Source organism: Palaeococcus ferrophilus DSM 13482, assembly GCF_000966265.1.
In the GTDB taxonomy this organism is placed as follows: domain Archaea; phylum Methanobacteriota_B; class Thermococci; order Thermococcales; family Thermococcaceae; genus Palaeococcus; species Palaeococcus ferrophilus.
This window is the reverse complement of sequence record NZ_LANF01000014.1, coordinates 71,656-90,045: the sequence shown is the minus strand read 5'-3', so window position 1 is coordinate 90,045 and position 18,390 is coordinate 71,656. Positions and strand designations below refer to the sequence as shown.

The 18,390-nt window shown below is 53.9% G+C and carries 15 protein-coding genes and 1 pseudogene; 12 read left to right on the top strand and 4 right to left on the bottom strand.

The window, feature by feature from the left end; translation table 11 throughout:
• The 5 genes and pseudogenes from PFER_RS12290 to PFER_RS08435 form a co-directional block, all read left to right on the top strand.
• A pseudogene (locus PFER_RS12290) lies at positions 1-992 on the top strand (hypothetical protein); the annotation flags it as partial.
• Positions 989-1,864 carry a hypothetical protein gene (locus PFER_RS08450; protein WP_048151137.1) on the top strand — a complete coding sequence of 292 codons (876 nt, stop codon included), beginning with the start codon at positions 989-991 and terminating at the stop codon, positions 1,862-1,864. The pseudogene PFER_RS12290 and the gene PFER_RS08450, both read left to right, overlap by 4 nt.
• 57 nt (positions 1,865-1,921) lie before the next feature.
• Entirely contained in the window at positions 1,922-2,842 is a 921-nt protein-coding gene (locus PFER_RS08445; protein WP_048151134.1) for a hypothetical protein, read from the top strand.
• Between the two features lie 204 nt (positions 2,843-3,046).
• Positions 3,047-3,745 (top strand): HAD family hydrolase, encoded by a 699-nt coding sequence (locus PFER_RS08440; RefSeq protein ID WP_048151132.1) that lies wholly within the window; start codon positions 3,047-3,049, stop codon positions 3,743-3,745.
• Complete coding sequence (locus PFER_RS08435; RefSeq protein ID WP_048151120.1) at positions 3,717-4,340, top strand: diacylglycerol/polyprenol kinase family protein; 624 nt, start codon at positions 3,717-3,719, stop codon at positions 4,338-4,340. The genes PFER_RS08440 and PFER_RS08435 overlap by 29 nt, the downstream gene beginning before the upstream one ends.
• 20 nt (positions 4,341-4,360) lie before the next feature.
• Here the strand turns inward: PFER_RS08435 and PFER_RS11885 are convergent, their stop codons facing one another.
• Complete coding sequence (locus PFER_RS11885; protein WP_052696214.1) at positions 4,361-7,561, bottom strand: CARDB domain-containing protein; 3,201 nt, start codon at positions 7,559-7,561, stop codon at positions 4,361-4,363.
• A 112-nt stretch (positions 7,562-7,673) separates the two neighbouring features.
• Here PFER_RS11885 and jtg point away from each other — a divergent pair, with 112 nt between their 5' ends.
• The 3 genes from jtg to PFER_RS08415 are packed head-to-tail and all read left to right on the top strand — an operon-like array spanning position 7,674 to position 11,355.
• Positions 7,674-9,653 (top strand): 4-alpha-glucanotransferase, encoded by a 1,980-nt coding sequence (gene jtg, locus PFER_RS08425; protein ID WP_048151118.1) that lies wholly within the window; start codon positions 7,674-7,676, stop codon positions 9,651-9,653.
• A gap of 53 nt (positions 9,654-9,706) precedes the next feature.
• Positions 9,707-10,477, top strand: a complete 771-nt coding sequence (locus tag PFER_RS11880; protein WP_245612519.1) for a DUF835 domain-containing protein — start codon at positions 9,707-9,709, stop codon at positions 10,475-10,477.
• A gap of 5 nt (positions 10,478-10,482) precedes the next feature.
• Entirely contained in the window at positions 10,483-11,355 is an 873-nt protein-coding gene (locus PFER_RS08415; RefSeq protein ID WP_048151117.1) for a class I SAM-dependent methyltransferase, read from the top strand.
• Positions 11,356-11,358: 3 nt separating this feature from the next.
• On the opposite strand, the gene PFER_RS08410 is transcribed toward PFER_RS08415, so the two are convergent.
• Positions 11,359-13,239, bottom strand: a complete 1,881-nt coding sequence (locus PFER_RS08410; protein ID WP_048151114.1) for an alpha/beta hydrolase family protein — start codon at positions 13,237-13,239, stop codon at positions 11,359-11,361.
• 66 nt (positions 13,240-13,305) lie between these two features.
• Here PFER_RS08410 and PFER_RS08405 point away from each other — a divergent pair, with 66 nt between their 5' ends.
• Positions 13,306-13,626, top strand: a complete 321-nt coding sequence (locus tag PFER_RS08405; RefSeq protein ID WP_048151112.1) for a hypothetical protein — start codon at positions 13,306-13,308, stop codon at positions 13,624-13,626.
• Here the strand turns inward: PFER_RS08405 and PFER_RS08400 are convergent.
• Positions 13,600-14,247 carry a phosphotransferase gene (locus tag PFER_RS08400; protein ID WP_052696212.1) on the bottom strand — a complete coding sequence of 216 codons (648 nt, stop codon included), beginning with the start codon at positions 14,245-14,247 and terminating at the stop codon, positions 13,600-13,602. The two genes, PFER_RS08405 and PFER_RS08400, sit on opposite strands and share 27 nt — an antisense overlap.
• A 54-nt stretch (positions 14,248-14,301) precedes the next feature.
• Between PFER_RS08400 and PFER_RS08395 the strand changes: the two genes are divergently transcribed.
• The 3 genes from PFER_RS08395 (at position 14,302) to PFER_RS08385 (ending at position 16,683) form a co-directional block, all read left to right on the top strand.
• Positions 14,302-14,529 carry an Lrp/AsnC family transcriptional regulator gene (locus PFER_RS08395; RefSeq protein WP_048151110.1) on the top strand — a complete coding sequence of 76 codons (228 nt, stop codon included), beginning with the start codon at positions 14,302-14,304 and terminating at the stop codon, positions 14,527-14,529.
• A gap of 84 nt (positions 14,530-14,613) precedes the next feature.
• Positions 14,614-15,240: a hypothetical protein gene (locus PFER_RS08390; RefSeq protein ID WP_048151108.1), complete on the top strand. Its 627-nt coding sequence runs from the start codon at positions 14,614-14,616 to the stop codon at positions 15,238-15,240.
• Between the two features lie 186 nt (positions 15,241-15,426).
• Entirely contained in the window at positions 15,427-16,683 is a 1,257-nt protein-coding gene (locus tag PFER_RS08385) for a PEGA domain-containing protein (RefSeq protein ID WP_048151106.1), read from the top strand.
• On the opposite strand, the gene arcS is transcribed toward PFER_RS08385, so the two are convergent.
• The gene (gene arcS / locus PFER_RS08380) at positions 16,680-18,386 is read right to left on the bottom strand and encodes an archaeosine synthase subunit alpha (protein ID WP_048151105.1); all 1,707 of its coding nucleotides are present in this window, start codon (positions 18,384-18,386) and stop codon (positions 16,680-16,682) included. The genes PFER_RS08385 and arcS overlap by 4 nt on opposite strands.
• Positions 18,387-18,390 lie beyond the last annotated feature (4 nt).

Here is an 18,390-nt window from a genome sequence, read left to right as displayed (position 1 = left end):
TACCCCCAGCGTGGAAAGCAAAACTCGAAGAATTAACACCCGACAAAACGGGAGAGAGTGACGATGCCGACGGTGATGGAGTTCCAAACCTCGTCGAGCTGATGGTTGGAAAAGACCCGACAAAGAGGGACATTCTCGGGATTAGCCTCACTGTCTCCACAGAGTGGGCTTTGAGTGACGAGGAAAAGAAGAGCCTGGTTTACAGTATTAGAAAGGCAAGCGATTTTGTTTATGACTACACGGACGGGTACGCGATGATAACCAGCGTGAGAATATGGGACGGGAAAAGACACTGGGAAGACGCGGACGTGAGAGTACATAAGACCAAGTGGGTAATCCCTCAAACAAGAACTGAACTTTTGTACAAGGGATGGCCAAAAGCATCTATCGGAGGATATTGGATAAAAAGGTTCTCTAATGCAACTGAGAATCAGAAACACGAGTTCCATGTAATGATGTCTAAGAAGATAATCTCAGCGGCTTCTGCATTCTCAGACCAAAACATTGTAATCTCTATTGGAGATGTGGACTGGGGAAAAACATTAGGGCACGAATTGGGACACTACGTATTTTGGCTTTATGATGAGTATCTTGATGTAAAAGGCAGAAATTACTATAGTATCAAAGATTATAAAATGAATGCTCTCAAAATGTGGTTCGGAGAAGTACCACCCCATTCTGTCATGAACGTGCAGTTTAGATATAGCGAACTAAGTTGGCCACAAGACTACGCTCGGTTTAATTTGACCTTAACAGAAATGTTCAAAAATTCAACAGAGGAACATGTGACAGAGCAATGGAAAGTATCTAGAAGTTGCTGGGAAGCATTTGCAAAGTTTATCAGAGAAGAATGGTATATCACAATTCAGCCTGACAATATTTTAGTCCATAAACCTAGTATAATCCCAGACATGCCTTTCAGTTCTATGTATGTCCCTGTAACTGGGCCTTACACAGGCGTCGGCTACTTCATGGAGGTGACTTGGAAATGAAAGGAAGATTCCTCGGAGTTCTAGCGTTTATGGCAATCCTTCTCCTTTCACTTTTAGCTTTAACCTATAACTACAGGAAAGATACCTGTTTTAGTTCACCATCCTGCATGCTTCACCGCATGGACGCGGAGAGGGGCTTGGTAGTAGTATATCACAAAGAAGGGGAATGGAGGGTCATAACTTATGAAAACGGCACCCTTTCAGAGATAACTGCAACTTTGAAAAGAAACCTCATCGTGAAGAGGATAAATGTTGAAAAAAGACAGGTAAAAACAGGGCTCAACTACAGTCCAGTTTCTTTCTCAATAGACGACATTCCTGCCCACCAAGACGAAACGGCAATGATTATAAAAATCGACGGGAAAGTCAGAGTCCTCAAAGGTGAGGAAATAAAGAAAATCCTTAACCAAACTTGGGACTTCAGGGACATTCTTAAAAAGTTCAACGGCGTTAGGTTCATCTTTGTAGACAGGGCGGAGGAGCCTTCTATAGACGGCAACCCGCTCGTTGGGGGTTACCTCGTGATGCCCTCACACTCAAGGTGCGCGTACTCAACATGGCTTATAGCCTTTGAAAATCGGGGAAATGGCACACTTTTGGCGTTATATCCAACATGGAACGTGTCAGGAAGAGTGGGAAACCTCAGTGGTCCAACAATCAACGTGACGAAAATCCCGGAGAACCTCACAATTCCCTGCAGTGGCCAGGAAATTCTCATAAACGCCTCTGAAATTATTATAAATCCTTTCCCAACGAAGTTGCTTGATGAATCCAACTTAATGTGCCCAGTGGTGGAGAAAACTACAATCTACTTCAACGGAACTACAAAAACTCTCCGCTACACGAAAAAATGCGTCGTGTCTGGAGGATAATAAGTACTTCAGGATTAGATACACAGGCGTCGGCTACTTCATGGAGGTGACCTGGGGATGAGGAAGACATTAGCTACCGGAGTCTTGCTCTTCCTCCTTTCTTTTTTCGCGTACAACGCTTACACCTATCATGAGCTTTCAACGGCAGAGGGAGCGTACAAGATCGCTGGGATTCCAAAGGAGGAGGGTTTGATTGCCGTTTATCACGAGGATAGTCTCTGGCAGTTTGCTACTTACAATGAGAAGACTAACGTGCTCAAGCTTTACACTGTTAGCCAGTCATCCCCCTTCTGGTTGAGGAGCAGGAGAGTTGAAAGCTCGAAAGCCCTCGTGAATTACTCTCAGGTAATACTGGACTTGGAGGCTTTGAAGGATTATACGCCTCACGGAAAGGCACTACTCTTCAAGACCCTCGGATGGAAGTACGATGGAGAAATTGATGGCTCGTACTGGTGGAATCTCAGTGAGGTCATTAAGCCGAACGGGACGTTTTACCAGATTTACGCGCTCGGAACGAGCGAGGGAATCCGGATAAGGTCGAAAGAAGTATGTGAAAAACGGAGTCTCTTCGCTCACGATTATCTTTGCTATGGGAGCATTGGGATAAACGGCGTGCTTGTCTTCCCCTCTTACGAGGACACAAAACTCCTGTGGGTGAAGAAAAAGCCTAGGAATCAGTATAATTCTGAAGTACTCGCATACTATCCTGGAGTAATCCTTAGGGGTTTGGCGAAAGGAGGAATTGCTTTTACATACAGGGACGTCGACCAGAAAATGGCCAAAGGAATAATCAAAAAACTTGAGACAAAGAATCCTAAGTATGTTCAGCTAATCTTCTACGAGACTCTAAAGCGGGTTCCTGGGCACTACGCCTTTGGGAGATCACTAAACGGCGGATACTGCCAAGTAGAGGCCAAAAGTACCAATCCCACTAACATCACAGACCTAGGGTGTATTTCAAATATTGAACTCAGATGAGGTGATCTGGGGATGAGAAAAGGCCGAGTAATCCTCAGTTTTCTTCTTGTCCTCCTCCTTTCCTTTTTCACGTACAACGCTTACACTTACCACGAGCTCTCAACGGCAGAGGGGGCCTGAAGGCATTACAGCTCAAAACCTCACCCAATATATACTCCAAGATCGCGGCGCTAACGTTATTAAAGAGGGGGAAGAGTTAGGAACATGCTCGTGCTCGTTGACCTCGACGATACACTGTGCAACACATGGGAAGCCGCGAAGTGGAGCGTGCTGCGCCTCTTTCCTCACCTGCTCAGGAAGAGGAAGTTCAGGGCGATGGCCTACATCCTGACGCAGCGCTACCGCGAGCTGGAGCAGTCAAAGGAGCTCCACGTTCTTGACCTGGACGGCCTCATGGAGAGGTTCATGACGCGCGTTTACTCGAGGGTGTCGGAGGAGGACCTCGGGGAGATGCTCGCCATAGTGGACAGGACATTTTTCTCAAACCTTCGGCTTTACCCGGACGCGAGGCCCTTCCTCGACGGGCTGAAGGGGATGGGGGCCAAACTGGTAATGATAACGGACTCATCCTCCTACTGGCAGAGGAAGAAGCTCGAGTACCTCGGGATAAAGGACTACTTCGACGAAATCATAATAAGCGGCGAGACGGGGAGGAGCAAGCTCGAGAACTACAACTTTGTCCTCGCCAGAAAGAAGTTTCCCAGGGAGGAAGAAGTTTACGTCGTCGGGGACAGGGACGACACGGACATGAGGGGGGGTAAGGCCATAGGGGCCACGACCATAATGGTGAGGAGGGGCTACTTCAAGGGCATTCACCCCCGCTACGCGGACTTTGTGGTTAAGGACCTTCTAGAGGCGCTTGAGGTGATAAAACGTGAGCATGAAAAGCGAGCTCAAGCGTAAGACCTTTCACCTCACCGGACTGAGCGTTCCGGCACTGTACCTCCTCTTCGGGAGGGAGGTCACCCTGACTTTCGTGGCCCTCGCCTTCGCGCTCTTCGTCGTCCTCGAGCCCTTCAGAATCGTGGAAAACCTGAGGGACAGGATAAAGCGGAGGCTCAACCTCTACGTGCCCTCGGAGCTCATAGAGAGGGTGGAGAGAGAGGTGGACGGGATAGCGAGGGAGCACGAGCGGAGGGGGATAGCCAGCCACATATACTTCACGCTCGGGGCGCTGACGGTGGTGTACTTCTTCCCCCCGGACATAGCGGTGGGAGCGATAGCGGTTGCAACCCTCGGGGATGCCGTGGCGGCCATGGTGGGAAAACCCTTTGGAAAGCACCGCTTCAAGAACGGAAAGAGCGTTGAGGGAAGCATAGCTTACTTCGCGGTCGCGTTCCTAATACTGGCGCTCATAGACCTCCCTCACGCCCTCGTTGGAGCGCTGGCCGGAACTCTGGCCGAGTTCTACGAGCTCCCCCCTGACGACAACCTCTCCAACCAGCTTGCCGTGGCGATTGTGCTCTACGCGTTTAGAAAAGCGTTCTTTGGAATCTAAACAAAAAAGAAGGGGAGGAATCACTGAATTGTTACCTCGGCGAAGTTGCCAAGGACGTCGCTGTCTCCCCACTCGTTGTCGCTGTCTTTCACGGCATCATCCAGCGGCAGGCTGTCAACGGCGGAATCTCCGGTGTTTGATCCGGTCACCCACGCGATCACTCCAATCTTCTCAGGCTTTCCACCTATTGCCTCCCACGGTATGGCTATCTCAAGGCTCTTGAGTCCAAGGGCTCCACCGTCCCACGCAACTAGCGCCACCTCTCCGAGGTCTCTGTACTCCCACTCCTCGCCGTTCCATATGGCGAGGGTCATCTCCGTTATGCTGTCCGTTCCCTTCTCGCCGAAGAACTCGCCGTTCCAGAAGAAGTACATCTCCGCGTCAACGCCCCTCTTGAAGCCAATGTTCCTTCCCCACGCATCGGGCATGTCCGTGGCACCGCCGTCCGTGTAGTCGAGGGCTATTCCGTAGGCAATCCTCCATGAGGCGGTGTTGTCAGTTTCAAGGGCTATGTAGAGGAAGTCGCTGTCGTACTTGACGTAGAGCCTCTTGAGGTTTGCACCCTCCCCTCCGAAGTTCTCCGTGTCCTCCGCGACCACATCGGCATCGCTCCAGTCGTTCAGCTTTCCGTCCACCACGACGCCTTCGAGCTTGACCTCGCCAACTTCGGAAACGGTCGCGTACTTGGTAACTATGTCAACATCGCTCCACTCGTCGTCATGATCGGCCATGCTGGCGTCGTAGGGCACGGAATCAACGAGGGAGTCACCAGGATTGGCGCCGGCGGCAAAAACCATCACCTTCGCGCTCTCCGGGTCGGGGATGTACTCGAGCGGGATGCCGACTATGACGCGCTCGAGACCGTTCACACCGGTCTTGTAGGTGAAGAACACCTCCGTCTCGTTGAGCGGGGTTATCTCCCAGTTGCCATCCTTCCACTCGGCGAAGTCAGCGCTCGTGATGTCGCCCGTGTCCTTGCTCCAGAACATGTAGAGCTCGTAGTCAGGTTTGTAGGAGAAGTGCACCTTCCTCTGCCAGGCGTCACTCATACCCTTGTAGCCGCCCTCCTTGGCGTCAACGGCTATTCCGTAGGCGATGTCCCAGTTCTCGGTGTTGTTAACGTCAAAGGCAACGTAGTAGTACTTGCTGTCGTAGCCGAGGTAGAGGGTCTCAACGTTGGCACCGCTCAGTCCCTCCTCGCTCCTGGCAACCTCGCTAACGAGTGCCATCACCCCGGAGTTCTTGGCGTACTCGTAGAAGCTCTTCACCTGCGGGTAGAAGTCCCTTATCGTCCTGTAAGCGTGGAACACCTTCGAGGAGCCCCTGAGGGCGTAGGTCTCGCTTCCTATGAGGCCCATTCCCTCCGTGTACTCCGCGTGTATTCCGTTGAGAGTCTCGTTGAGGGCGTTGAGCTCGGCAATCTGGTCCTCCGTAAGTATTAACTGGGAGGCGTTCTCTATGAGTTCCCTGGTCATGGTGTAGTAGGCCATGTACTGGTCGGGCCACACGTAGTAGGCCAGCTTAACCATGGTGTTCATGTTCCTCTGCACGTGGCCAACCTCTATCTCAAAGGTGGCCTCGTTGTTGTTCTCGTTTACCTCCTCAATCTTGTTTTCGGGGTCAACCACAACTCTGAGCTCGTGGACGCCCCATTTGCTCGAGTATGTGTAGATGTGGTTTATAACGACGCTGTCACCCGCGGAGACGTCAACCTTCCAGCTCGCTATGGAGGTGTTGTCGTCGTAGAGCTCAACCGTAACGTTCTTCGCGTCAACCTTGCCTATGTTGGAGACCTCTATGGTGATGTTGGCCGGCTGCCAGCTCTCAACGTCGAAAACGTCGCTCTTTATGCTAACGGTGAGGTCCGGCTTGAGTACGGGGATATCTATAAGGGCAAAGTTTGACAATACGTCAGTATCCGTCCACTCAGCGTTCCCCACAGTTGGATAATCCACCTCAGGGTCTACGGGAAGTGTATCAACCGCCGAGTCGTGATCGTTGTTACCCGCGGCCCATGCCATGATGCCTAGCTTCGGAGGCCTCCCACCGATGGCGCTCCAAGGTATCTTAATCTCTATTGTTTGGATACCCTGGTTGCCTCCAACGTAAGCGTAGTCCCCGATATCTTTTACGTTTCCCATGCTTCCCCAGCCACTACCGATCCAGTTGTGCATTCCCATCCACACTATCTGCCCATCTTGAGCCTCGGCATAGATTATGTAATCGGGCAAATACTTACCTGAGAAGTATATCTCCTTTGCCCAAGGGTCCGTTGTGCCGCCGCTTCCACTTCCGGGGTTGACATCAATTGCGATACCATAATCCGGCCAGTATTTGGCGGTGTTGTTGGTTTTTATGGCTATATAAAGGTAGTTCTCATCGTAGCTGACGTAGAGTTTGTCAAGGTTCGCTCCGGGTACCCCACTCGGTACCCCCTGGGCCACAACCTCGAACGAGCTCCAGTCGTCGAGGAAGCCGTCTATTGTCTTTGGAGCTATAACCACCTCGGCGAGATTTGTGAAGATGTCCGTGTCCCCCCACTCGTCACCGCTGTCCTCAAGGGCGGCATCCCATGGAGCGGAGCTAACGGCACTCCCGCTCCCACCGGTTATCCACGCTATAAGGGCTATTCTCTCGGGCTTTCCTCCGAGGGCACTCCACGGAATTGCCACCTCAATGGTCTGAAGGCCCGTTGCCGAGTCCCCCGTAAAGACCGAACGGTAGTCCGGGAAGTTGTTCCCCCAACTGTAGTCCCAGCCATTGCCAGTGTACTTTATGAACTGCAGGCCAGTGCGAGTACCCCAGTCATACTCAAGTCTTCCCGCTCCCTCGTTCCAGTAGCCATACAACTCATAGTCAATAGCGTAGCCGTTACCAAAGCCTATATCCTTCCCCCATGCATCACCGGGCCCGGTGAAGCCGTTGCCGGTTCCGGGATCAACGTCAATGCCTATTCCGTAGTTCAGGTCGGACCACCCAGCACTGTTGTTGGTCTTTATCGCGAGGTAGAGATACTGGTCATCCCACGCTACATAAAGACCCTCGAGGTTTGCTCCTGCCATACCGTTGTCCTTGGCAGTCCCGACGAGGTCGAGCGTGCCCCACTCGTTGATAATGCCATCCACTACCTTGGTGCCCACAAGGGCGTTTGCGAACCTTGCCGCTGGAGCGAGGCCCAGCAGCATCAGAAAAATTATGGATAGACTTACAGCCTTCCTCATACATGTTCACCCCGGGTGATATTTAGTCACCCTTGTTGATACATGGGCATAAAATATTTATATACCTTTTCCAATATCACTAGCAGTGATAATTTCACCGGGAGGTGCAGACGTGGAGAGGATAAACTTCATATTCGGCATCCACAACCACCAGCCCCTGGGCAACTTCGGCTGGGTGTTTGAGGAGGCATTTAACCGCTCATACGGGCCTTTCATGGAAATCCTCGAAGAATTTCCGGAGATGAAGGTTAACGTGCACTTCAGCGGCCCCCTTCTGGAGTGGCTGGAGGAGAACAAACCCGGGTACATTGACCTTCTCAAGAGGCTCGTTAAGAAGGGTCAGCTTGAGATAGTTGTCGCCGGCTTCTACGAGCCCGTTCTGGCCTCCATCCCCAAGGAGGATAGGATAGAGCAGGTAAAACTCCTGAAGGAGTTCTCCAAAAAGCTGGGCTACGATGCGAAGGGAGTGTGGCTCACGGAGAGGGTGTGGCAGCCCGAACTTGTCAAGAGCCTCCGCGAGGCGGGGATAGATTACGTCATCGTTGATGATTACCACTTCATGAGTGCCGGCTTAGCGAAGGAGGAGCTTTTCTGGCCCTACTACACCGAGGACGGGGGAGAGGTGATAAGCGTCTTCCCTATAGACGAGAAACTCCGCTATCTAATTCCTTTCCGACCCGTTGACAAGACCCTCGAGTACCTGCACTCCCTCATTGACGGGGACGAGAGCAAGGTCGCGGTCTTCCACGACGACGGCGAGAAGTTCGGCGTCTGGCCCGGAACCTACGAGTGGGTCTACGAGAAGGGCTGGCTCAGGGAGTTCTTCGACAGGGTTTCGAGCGACGAGAGGATAAACCTCATGCTATATTCAGAGTACCTCGGAAGGTTCAAGCCGCGCGGTCTTGTTTATCTCCCGATAGCGTCGTACTTCGAGATGAGCGAGTGGAGCCTTCCCGCGAAGCAGGCTAAGCTCTTCGTCGAGTTCGTTGAGAAGCTGAAGGCTCAGAACCAGTTCGACCGCTACCGCGTCTTCGTCCGCGGTGGAATCTGGAAGAACTTCTTCTTCAAGTACCCCGAGAGCAACTACATGCACAAGCGCATGCTCATGGTGAGCAAGCTCGTCCGCGACAACCCCGAGGCGAGGAGGTTCATTCTGAAGGCTCAGTGCAACGACGCCTACTGGCACGGCGTCTTCGGCGGAGTCTACCTCCCGCACCTCCGCAGGGCGGTGTGGGAGAACCTCATAAAGGCCCAGAGCCACGTCAAAATCGGAAGCTTTGTTAAGGACATTGACTTCGACGGCAGGGACGAGGTCTTCATCGAGAACAAGAACTTCTACGCGGTCTTTAAGCCCTCCTACGGAGGTGCCCTCTTCGAGTTCTCCTCCAAGAGGAAGGCCGTGAACTACAACGACGTGCTCGCGAGGAGATGGGAGCACTACCACGAGGTTCCAGAGGCGGCCACTCCCGAGGAGGAGGGCGGTGAAGGCGTAGCGAGCATCCATGAGCTTGGGAAGGAAATTCCGGAGGAGATCAGAAAAGAGCTCGCCTACGACTGGCAGCGCAGGGCAATACTCCAGGAACACTTTATCGGCACTGAAACCACTCTTGACGACTACAGGCTCGTCCGCTACAGGGAGCTCGGGGACTTCGTGAACCAGCCCTATGGATTCGAGCTCGAAAACAACGCCGTAAGGCTCTGGCGCGATGGCGGCATCTACCCTGAGGGGAAGGTAGGCGCAAGGGTCGAGAAGAGGGTGGAGCTCACGGAGGACGGCTTCATGGCCGCCTACAGGGTAAGCCTCGAGAGGCCGTACAGGGCGCTCTTCGGTGTCGAGCTTAACCTCGCGGTCCACAGCGTCATGGAGAAGCCGGAGGAGTTTGAGGGCGAGAGCTTTGAGGTCAACGACACCTACGGAATCGGGAAACTTGGAATAGAGCTCGACAGGAAGGCGAAGGTGTGGAAGTTCCCCATAAAGACGCTCAGCCAGAGCGAATCCGGATGGGACTTCATACAGCAGGGCGTGAGCTATACTCTCCTCTTCCCAATCGAGAAGGAACTCGAGTTCTCCATAAGGTTCAGGGAACTCTAATCCCCCAAATCTTTTTAAGTTTTCACGCCCATGTACTTTGGGTATTGACGTTGGTGCAGGGGTACGTTGGTTTACTCATAATGGCGGGGGAGCTTTTGATATTCGTGGGCATTGCGCTCATGATAGTCCTATCCTACTCATTCAGGCCGCGGTTCATCATGAGGTACCCCGAACTCAAGAGGGGCTACGATATGATAATCGCCTCGTTCATCCTTATTCTCGCCGGGGAAATAATCTACGCGTACACGGTACTCTCTGGAATCAACGAAACCCTCGATGCCCTGAGCCAGGGGCTGTACCTTCTCAGCATAGGCCTCTTCATCTACGGCTGGTGGAGAATACTCAGAGCAACGGCAAAGGGTGGGCTAAGGGAACTCCTCTCCAAAGACACCACGGGCAACGGCGATTGGGAACCCGGGGTCCACCTCCTCAACCCGAAGGAGGCCACAACCGCCATGGGACGGATAAAGGGCGAGAAGCTCATCGTAACACGTGACCCCACAAAGTTCGGCGAATTCAATAACATCTACTGGCTCACCAAGGTGGAGACGGAGCGCTCGATAGCCCCAAACAGGCTCGAGTACCTCCAGTACGTCCTCACAACGTTTATGAATGCCTCGAAGGAGCCCAATGTGATCCTGCTTGATGGCATTGAGTACCTCGTTCTCGAGAACGGCTTCAACGCCACTTTCAAGCTACTGACTGCCCTTCATGACGCGGCCCTCCTGACGAACACGAGGATACTGCTCCCAGTGGACGAGGACTCCCTCGAGGAGAAGCACATGGCAATGCTTAAAAGGGAGTTCCTGAAGTTCCCGGCGTGAGGGCCATGAGGCAGTGGTTTGAAGCGTACTTTCTCACGTACAGGGAGGCGAGACGAATACTCCTCGCACGCGGGGATGTCAGGGTGAACCTCAACCTCGGAAAGATAAGGCATGAGCTCCCGGTGGTGGTTGAGGGGGGTAAGGCCACCTTCCCGGACGGCACCACGGTAGAGCTTGAGCTGATAGAGAAAATCGCCAGGGACGATGGGTCGGTATACTTCGTGAAGGACGGTGGGGTTTACAAGGCGGCGATAGCTGGGGAGCACTACTATAAACTCGTCCCGACGATACCGCCGACCATAGAGATAAACGGCATCAGGATGCACCGAACGAAGGATATGAACCCCCTCGAGGACACGCTTAACAAGGTTAACGCCGTGGAGCCGAGGGAAGGGGAAACCGTCTTCGATACGTGCATGGGGCTCGGTTACACGGCGATAGAGGCCGCGAGGAGGGGGGCCTACGTTTTCACTGTGGAAAAGGACCGGAACGTTATAGAGATCGCCAGACTGAACCCGTGGAGCTGGGAGCTCTTCCACAGCCAGAACATACAGGTGATTCAGGGGGATGCCTTCGAGGTCGTGAAGCGCTTCGAAGAGGATACCTTCGACGTCATCATCCACGACCCGCCGCGCTTCTCTTTGGCCGGGCACCTCTACTCGGAGGAGTTCTACCGCGAGCTGTTTAGAGTGCTAAAGCCCGGGGGGAGACTCTTCCACTACGTGGGCAACCCGGGGAAGAGGTACAGAAAGAAGGACCTTCAGAGGGGCGTTATTGAGCGCCTCAGAAAGGCCGGCTTCGTGGGTGTTAAAAGAGTCGAGGAAGCGCTCGGTCTTGTGGCGAGGAAGCCGGAAAATGAAACTGGGGAGGGAAGGTGAGAGTCAACTCCCGTTCTTCCCCCCGCCCTTCAGTATCTTCTCGACGTCAAAGCCCTCCTCGTACCTCTTCAGCTTCCTTTCGAAGAACTCGATGAAGAGCTTGTATCTCTTCGCCCTGTGCTTCGGCTTTCCCCTTATGCTGTGACCGTGGGGCCCGCGCCTGAATATCGCTATGTAGGCCTCCTTGCCGAGATCTTTCAAAACGTTGTAGAACATTAGACTTTGATCGAGCGGGCAGCGGTAGTCCTCAAGGCTGTGGATGAGGAGGAGGGGCGCCTTCACCCTGTCGGCGTAGAAGAGGGGGCTTAGCTTCATGTAGTTCTCGTTCTCGAGCGGGTTGGGGCCGATCACCTCAACGTCGTACCAGAGACCTATGTCCGAAAAGGCGTAGCTCGTGAGCCAGTAGCTTATCCCGTTCTCGCTGATGCCTGCCTTGAAGAGGTCGGACTGTGTTACCGCCCAGTTCGTCATGTAGCCGCCGTAGCTTATGCCAGTTATTCCGACGCGCTCCCTGTCGGCCTGAGGCTCAAGCTTGAGGAACTCTTCTATGCCGTTCATTATGTCCTCGAAGTCCTCCAAACCGGTTCTCTCGAGGACTCTCAAAGCAAAATCCTCGTCGTAGCCGTTGCTCCCGCGCGGGTTCACGAAGAGCACATAATACCCTTTGCTCGCCATGAGCTGCATCTCGTACTTGAAGTAGTGGCCGTACATCCCCTTCGGCCCGCCGTGGACGAAAACGATGACCGGTGCCTTCTCTCCCTCCTCCAGCTCCGGCTTCAGATACCAGCCGTCTATCTCGAGGTCTTTGCTCCTGAAGCGGAAGTGGCTTGGCTCAAAGGTCTTCAGCTTCGCGAATATCGGCTCGTTGTAGTCCGTCAACTGTTTCAGCTCGCCGTCGTAGAGGTATAGCTCCCTTAAACGCGTGGCCGTCTCGATGAGGAGAGCTACCCTTCCGTCGTGAACGTCGAAGCCATAGACCCAGTGGTCGCCGACCACGGCAGGCTCGGCCTTCCCGTCCCAGAGGTAGAGGTTTACCCTGCCGGCGTCGGGAACCGTGAAGTAAACTTTCCCGCCGTCGAGCTTCGCACTTCCGGTGTTGAGCGGGCCTTCATAGACCGGTTTAAGCTCCCCATCCCAGACGTAGAGCCACTCGTGCTCGCTCATGAACTTCTTCTCCCTCTTTCCGTGGAGGAGGATAGCCTTTCCGTCCGAATCAACAGCGGCAAAGGAGACCCCCTCGAAGAGCTTCTCCTCCTCACCTTCCTTCCAGAGGTAGATGTCCCAGAGCTTGAAGAGAGCCGGTTTGCTCCCCTCGCGGTGCGGGACGTTGACAACGATGGCGTCACCGTGCCAGAGGCCCGAGCTGAAGCGCGGCTTCTCGAACTGCTCTATAATCTCCTCACCCTCGGTATCGAGAACCCAGAAGGTCGTCTTCTCGCCGTCGAAGAAGCCCATGCTGTCGAACCACGCCGGAACGTCCTCCTCAAAGATGAAATCCTCGTCATCTCTCCTCTTAAAGCCGACAACGAGGAGTCTCCTTGAGTCGTCGTTCCACTGGACTGAGCGGACGTTCTTGGCCTCAAGCACCTTCTTGGCGCTGAGGGTGTTCGTATCGGCGACCCATATCTCGCTCTCCTTCTTCTCCTCGTTTGGCCTCATGAAGGCGAGCTTTTTGCCATCCGGCGAAATTCTTGGCATGGAGGCGTTCTCAATGAACCTCCTGGCACCGGTCTCAAGGTCTTCAACCACAACGGTGCTCTCGTACCTGTCGTCCTTCATCCTGGCCTTCGTGAGGGTGTAGGCGACGAAGTTCTTCCTTATCCTGGGGTCGCCGAGGTAGGCGAACTTAGAAAAGGTGTTCTCGTCCCATTCGATAGGGCTCATAACGCTATCACCTTCCTAAAAGACGGCCTAAAAGTATATAAGCCTAACCCGGCAAAATCTGAGGACATGAGGGAGGAACAGGCCGTCGGAATAATCCTTGTCGCTGGTTTGACCATCTCACTACTGACGAAGTCGTACATAGGGGTCGCGCTGGCCGCCCTTGGGATACCCCTCTACCTCGCATACCTTGCCAGGGAGCAGAACATCCTCGTGAAGGCGCGCCTCGTGGACAGGGACCTCTTCGTCATGATAGGGGTTACTGTGGCCGTCATCTTTGTATTCAAGTTATTCTCCGACCCGAGGCTCGGTCTCGTGGGGATGGCCTTTATCATCCCCCTGATATTTCTCATCGCGGAGCGCTTAAATCTCAGAAAGAAGGCGGGATAGGTTCTTCTCGTTGCCTTTTCTCTTGTACTCCCCCAGAGTGCCCCTTAACCTCTCCCTGAAGTCCTCCCCAAGGCCGAACTTGGACGCGAGCCTCTTGGAGATTGTGTTGTCGTTCAGGAAGAGCATTGCCATTGCCGAGGTGAGGTTCTTCGGCTTTCTGAACCCCGCCTTCTCGAAGTCTATTATGTAAACGCCCTCACCTATCAGGATGTGCTTACCCCCCTGTATCTGGCCGTGGTCAAGGTTCAGCCTGTCCAGGGCGAGGGTCTTGCGGGCTATCTCGAGAATGTGCTCCCTCTCCACGTCGGCGTATAGGATGGGCTCCCCGGGAACGAAGCGTCTGACCAGGTACTCCCTTTCCTCAAACGTCCCATGGGCGACGGGTTCAGGGGCTATGTCCCTGCCCCTCAGGAACATCAGAATCTCGAACTCCCTGCGGAGGTTATGCCTTGGGGTGTCCGCCCTCTCGAGTTTTATGATAACTTTTTCACCCTTCCATTCCCCCAGGAAAATCAGGCTGGTCGTCCCCTTGGAGAATGGGCGCAATAACCGGATGTCCCGTTTCTTCAGGTGCTCTTCGAAGCGCTGAAGTGTTATTTCATCGAGTAAGTGTGCCATCATAGCCTTCGATAACCTTAAATACCCCTTTGGATAAAATTCTTTTGGTGGTAAGCTATGGTGACGGCTTTTATATTGATGGTGACGGCCGCTGGAAAGGAAAGGGAAGTTATGGAGAAGCTTCTGACCTTCCCGGAGGTTAAGGAGGCGTACGTTGTCTGCGGCGAATACGACCTCGTTGTGAAGGTTGAGACCGAAACGCTCAAGGACCTTGACCAGTTCATAACCGAGAAAATAAGGAAGATGTCAGAGATACAGATGACCTCAACCATGATAGCCATCTGAGGCCCTTTCTTTCCTTATTACGCACCTTTTCTACTTAGGGTATGTTTTAAAAGGGGTTTCTTTCCACTTCTCCCGGTGACTCTCATGCCGTACCTGATAATCGAACACCTGGAGGAGCTGAGGGAGTGGGTTCTGCTGGAGTACAGGCACGCTAGCGAGTGGTGGAAGGAGAGGTTAATATTTACGAACGTGGAGGAGCACGAGAGAGAGGAACTCGCTAAATTTGGCGGCGTTATCCCCCAGAGCGTAACGGAGTTTCCCTTCGACCGCTCGAAGCTCATAATCCTTGACCCCCTCGCGGAGGAGGAGCTTAAACCTGAGGACATCGGGGAGGACACGCTCATAGTTGTCGGCGGCATACTCGGCGACATAGAGTTCACGGGGAAAACAAAGAAGTTCATAACGGAGAAGATTGAAGGTGCAAAAGCGAGGCACATCGGGAGCGTGCAGTTCTCCATAGACGGCTCGGCGATAGTGGCTAAGCTCATAGCCGACGGGAAGAGGCTGGATGAGATCGAGTACGTGGAGCACCCGACGATAAGGCTCGACGAGTTCAGCGAGATAACTCTCCACTACGCGGTTCCGAAGGTGGATGGAAAGCCTCTGTTCACGCCGGGTTTAATAGAACTCCAGAAGAGGGAGCTAGGTTTTGAAGACGACGTGAGTGACGAAGAGCTCGATGCTTTCTTCTCCGGGGAAGGGGAGCTATAACCTCCCCCTTTCGTTCAACACGTCTCGGCCTGCTAGAGGGGAGTTATTAACGCTCCATCGCACCAGTCCTTGCCACGAACCTCAGTCCGATACGCATCTTGGGAGCAATTCTTACATTGGATGTAAAAATTACAGTTCAAAAAATATATAAAGGTTAAACTCGTTACGTTCTATGGTGATACGAAGATGAACGCCAGCAGAAAGTTGGGGATACTCCTGGTGTTTCTGCTCCTCCTACCGAGCCTTCCCGCAAGCCTCGGAAGCGAGAACGTCGTGCTCAGGATAACCTCAAATCCCTCTGGAGCTTCCGGTTACATCGAGGGACTCAACGTCTCGTTTGTCACGCCCGCAACGGTGGAAGTTCCGGAGGGGAACTGGGTCATGAGGGTCACGAACGGAAAATACACAGTGGTTTACAACCTCAGCGCCCGTGGCAAGCTCATGAAGGTCTTCGTGGACTTCACAAACCTGCGCCAGTCAATAAAGGGCCCATTCGTGAACGCCACCGTGGAGTACGGCTTCAACATAACGGTGCCTACGCGGGAAGACGAGTACGTGCCCCCCATGGCGGCCCCCATCTGGGACGAGGAGGTGTGCGGTGGAATAATAATGTTTGGACCGAGAGAGCCGCCGATGCTCATCTACAAGTACAGCCTTAAAGACCCCTACTACCAGCTCTTCCTCAACTCCACACCCTCCATCGAGGAGTACAGGGGCAGAAAGGGCTGCAAAATGATGGAGACGATATACTACCTCGGCAACGATAGTGCCATGGCGAGGAGCATCCCCTACCGCGAGGCCAGTTTCATCGCTCCTCACGCCCTCCTATCAATAGACAGCGAACCTGAAAACGCCACCGTTTACATATTCGACTTCCACCGCTTCGGGGAGTGGTTCACCCCCTTCGATGTCCTCGTCCCCGTAATACCCACGGAGCGGAGGAACGTCAGCGTGGTTCACTACGATTTCGAGAGTAGAAGCCTCACCACCACGATAATTCCCATGATTCCGGAGCTCCATACCTACAGGCTGGGCATAGGTTCCAACGGCTACCCCTTCCTCGAGGGCTGGGTGGAGCTCAAACCAGAGGGGAACTACTCCGTCAGCGTTGACCTCGAGCTGCTGAAGTTCGCTTTGAGGGTCAACGGCGAACCTCCAACAGAGCACGCATCAAAAAGGGAGCACCTACCCGTTTACGTTCCCAACACCACCCTCCTAATCGTCAGCTCAACGCCGAGCGCCGAGCTCTTCGTTGACGGCAGGTTCATGGGCAAAACCCCCGTAGCGGAGGAAGTAGCAGGCGGAGAACACGAGATTGCCCTAAAGATAAACGGCAGGGAGGTATGGAAGAAGAGGATAGACGTCGGCTACGGCGGGCGCTTCAGGCTCACCGTCTTCCTCGAGGAGTACCTGAAGGGCCATGGGAGAATAAAAACACGTTAGGCCTTCTTCCTCACCTTCACCGCGACGCCCTTTCTAGCTTTTACCATTTCTTCCCCGCTTAAAACGGCCTTTCCGACGCCGACTACCTTCTCATCCCTCACGATGCCGACTATGTCGTCGGGCCTTATCCTCGGGTCAGCCTCCCCGACGCCGACGGCGAAGACGTCTCCTCTAAGGTCGAAGTCTATCCTCACCCAGTAGGCCTTTAGCCTGTCGTATATGCGCCCCATTCCGAAGGGTGTGACGCTTATCACGCCGTCCTTGAAGGTTCCGGTCTGCTTGCCGTCAACGAAGAGGCGGAGCATCTTAGAGCCTTTGACCTGGCCGTTTTCTGGGAGGACGGCCTCTCCAGCGCCAGGGCCAAAGTAAAAGTCGAAGACCTTCCTTATGCCATCGAAGTAGCGGTAGGTTCTGTCCTCTTTTGTGGCATCTATGGGGAACTCCTTCAGCGTCTCCGTGAGGGAGCGGAGGCTCTCGTGGCTCGTCGTCCCGTTTTTGATGTCGGTAAAGGTTATCTCCCTTCCCGTCATTTCACTTGCCAGCTTAGCTATCTCGACGTAGGCCTCATCCAGGTGCGCTATTATCGGCACGTCCTTGGGGTATTTCTCGAGGGTTTTAGCGAGGAGCTCCGCTGCCGGCTTTATCTCCTCCTCGCCCCAGTGGCCGGTGACAACTATGTCGTACTTAGCTAACCACTCCCACTCCCTCGGAACCACGCCGAAGGGCGAAGTTAATATCAGCTCGTGAACCTTCGAGGTTCCGGAGCCGAGAGCCTCCTTCACGGCCTTCCTGTAGAGGGTATGCGAGCGGGAGAAGGAGTAAGGCTTCTTGGCGGAGCACGGGAAGAGGAGGACCAGCTCGGTGTTTCTCGGAGGAACGAACCTTTCGGCAACGCGCTCGTGCCACCTCCTCACTTCCGGCCTCCTTATGGAGGCGTCGCTGATGAAGTAGACCGTCTCCTTCTGGATTGGGGTGTACTTCTCGAGGTAATCCGCGTGCTCAAGATCAGCTATTCTAAGGATTCCAGCGTGGTACGGGGTCGGGAAAAAGTTCTCCACCAGGTAGCGGAGCTTACCCTCTTCGAGCGCTTTCCTGACCTCGGAAATCGTCTTCTTCGCAAAGTCCAAGGAGTTCGGCTCGTCGCTCCAGACGAAGGGCGAGAACTGGGTGAATCCCTTACCCTCGAAGTCGTAGAGCTTGAGCGAGCGCGTGTCGAAGGCGTCCACACCGAGGTAAACGGCGAGGGGATAGAAGAAGGGCTCCAGGTCGGCTATTATCATGAGGTTCGGGAATCTCTCGCGCAGCTCCCGGAGGATTCTCACGAAGTAGCGGTACTCCCTGATGAGGATTTTGGAGTTGCCGAGGTAGACGGCATCGAAATTGTACCGCTCGATTATCTTGAAGAACTCGTCGAGGTACTCAACCCTCCTCAATGCCGGCAGGTAGAAGGCGTTGAAGCCCTCGTAGTCCACACTCCAGAGCCTTCCGAGGGCCTTCTCTATCACCTCGGCCGGCGTGTAGAAGGACAGGGGGATTGAGGGAGCGAGGTTGAAGTCGTACTCTCCCGCAGCAGTCGGGTGAAAGAAGGAGTTGAAGGGAGAGAGGGTGAAGTCAAGGCCCGCTAACGCGGGAGTCGCGACCTTACGCTCACCGAGTTTGAGGAGGCCGAGCCTTCCCGGCCCCTCGTGTCTGAGAGTCTCCATGGGA

Bases quoted from the DNA above. Each gene is read 5' to 3' on its own strand.
- PFER_RS08450 (WP_048151137.1), top strand. From the start codon at position 989: ATGAAAGGAAGATTCCTCGGAGTTCTAGCGTTTATGGCAATCCTTCTC.
- PFER_RS08445 (WP_048151134.1), top strand. From the start codon at position 1,922: ATGAGGAAGACATTAGCTACCGGAGTCTTGCTCTTCCTCCTTTCTTTT.
- PFER_RS08440 (WP_048151132.1), top strand. From the start codon at position 3,047: ATGCTCGTGCTCGTTGACCTCGACGATACACTGTGCAACACATGGGAA.
- PFER_RS11885 (WP_052696214.1), bottom strand. From the start codon at position 7,561: ATGAGGAAGGCTGTAAGTCTATCCATAATTTTTCTGATGCTGCTGGGC.
- PFER_RS08415 (WP_048151117.1), top strand. From the start codon at position 10,483: ATGAGGCAGTGGTTTGAAGCGTACTTTCTCACGTACAGGGAGGCGAGA.
- PFER_RS08410 (WP_048151114.1), bottom strand. From the start codon at position 13,239: ATGAGCCCTATCGAATGGGACGAGAACACCTTTTCTAAGTTCGCCTAC.
- PFER_RS08405 (WP_048151112.1), top strand. From the start codon at position 13,306: ATGAGGGAGGAACAGGCCGTCGGAATAATCCTTGTCGCTGGTTTGACC.
- PFER_RS08400 (WP_052696212.1), bottom strand. From the start codon at position 14,247: ATGATGGCACACTTACTCGATGAAATAACACTTCAGCGCTTCGAAGAG.
- PFER_RS08395 (WP_048151110.1), top strand. From the start codon at position 14,302: ATGGTGACGGCTTTTATATTGATGGTGACGGCCGCTGGAAAGGAAAGG.
- PFER_RS08390 (WP_048151108.1), top strand. From the start codon at position 14,614: ATGCCGTACCTGATAATCGAACACCTGGAGGAGCTGAGGGAGTGGGTT.
- PFER_RS08385 (WP_048151106.1), top strand. From the start codon at position 15,427: ATGAACGCCAGCAGAAAGTTGGGGATACTCCTGGTGTTTCTGCTCCTC.
- arcS (WP_048151105.1), bottom strand. From the start codon at position 18,386: ATGGAGACTCTCAGACACGAGGGGCCGGGAAGGCTCGGCCTCCTCAAA.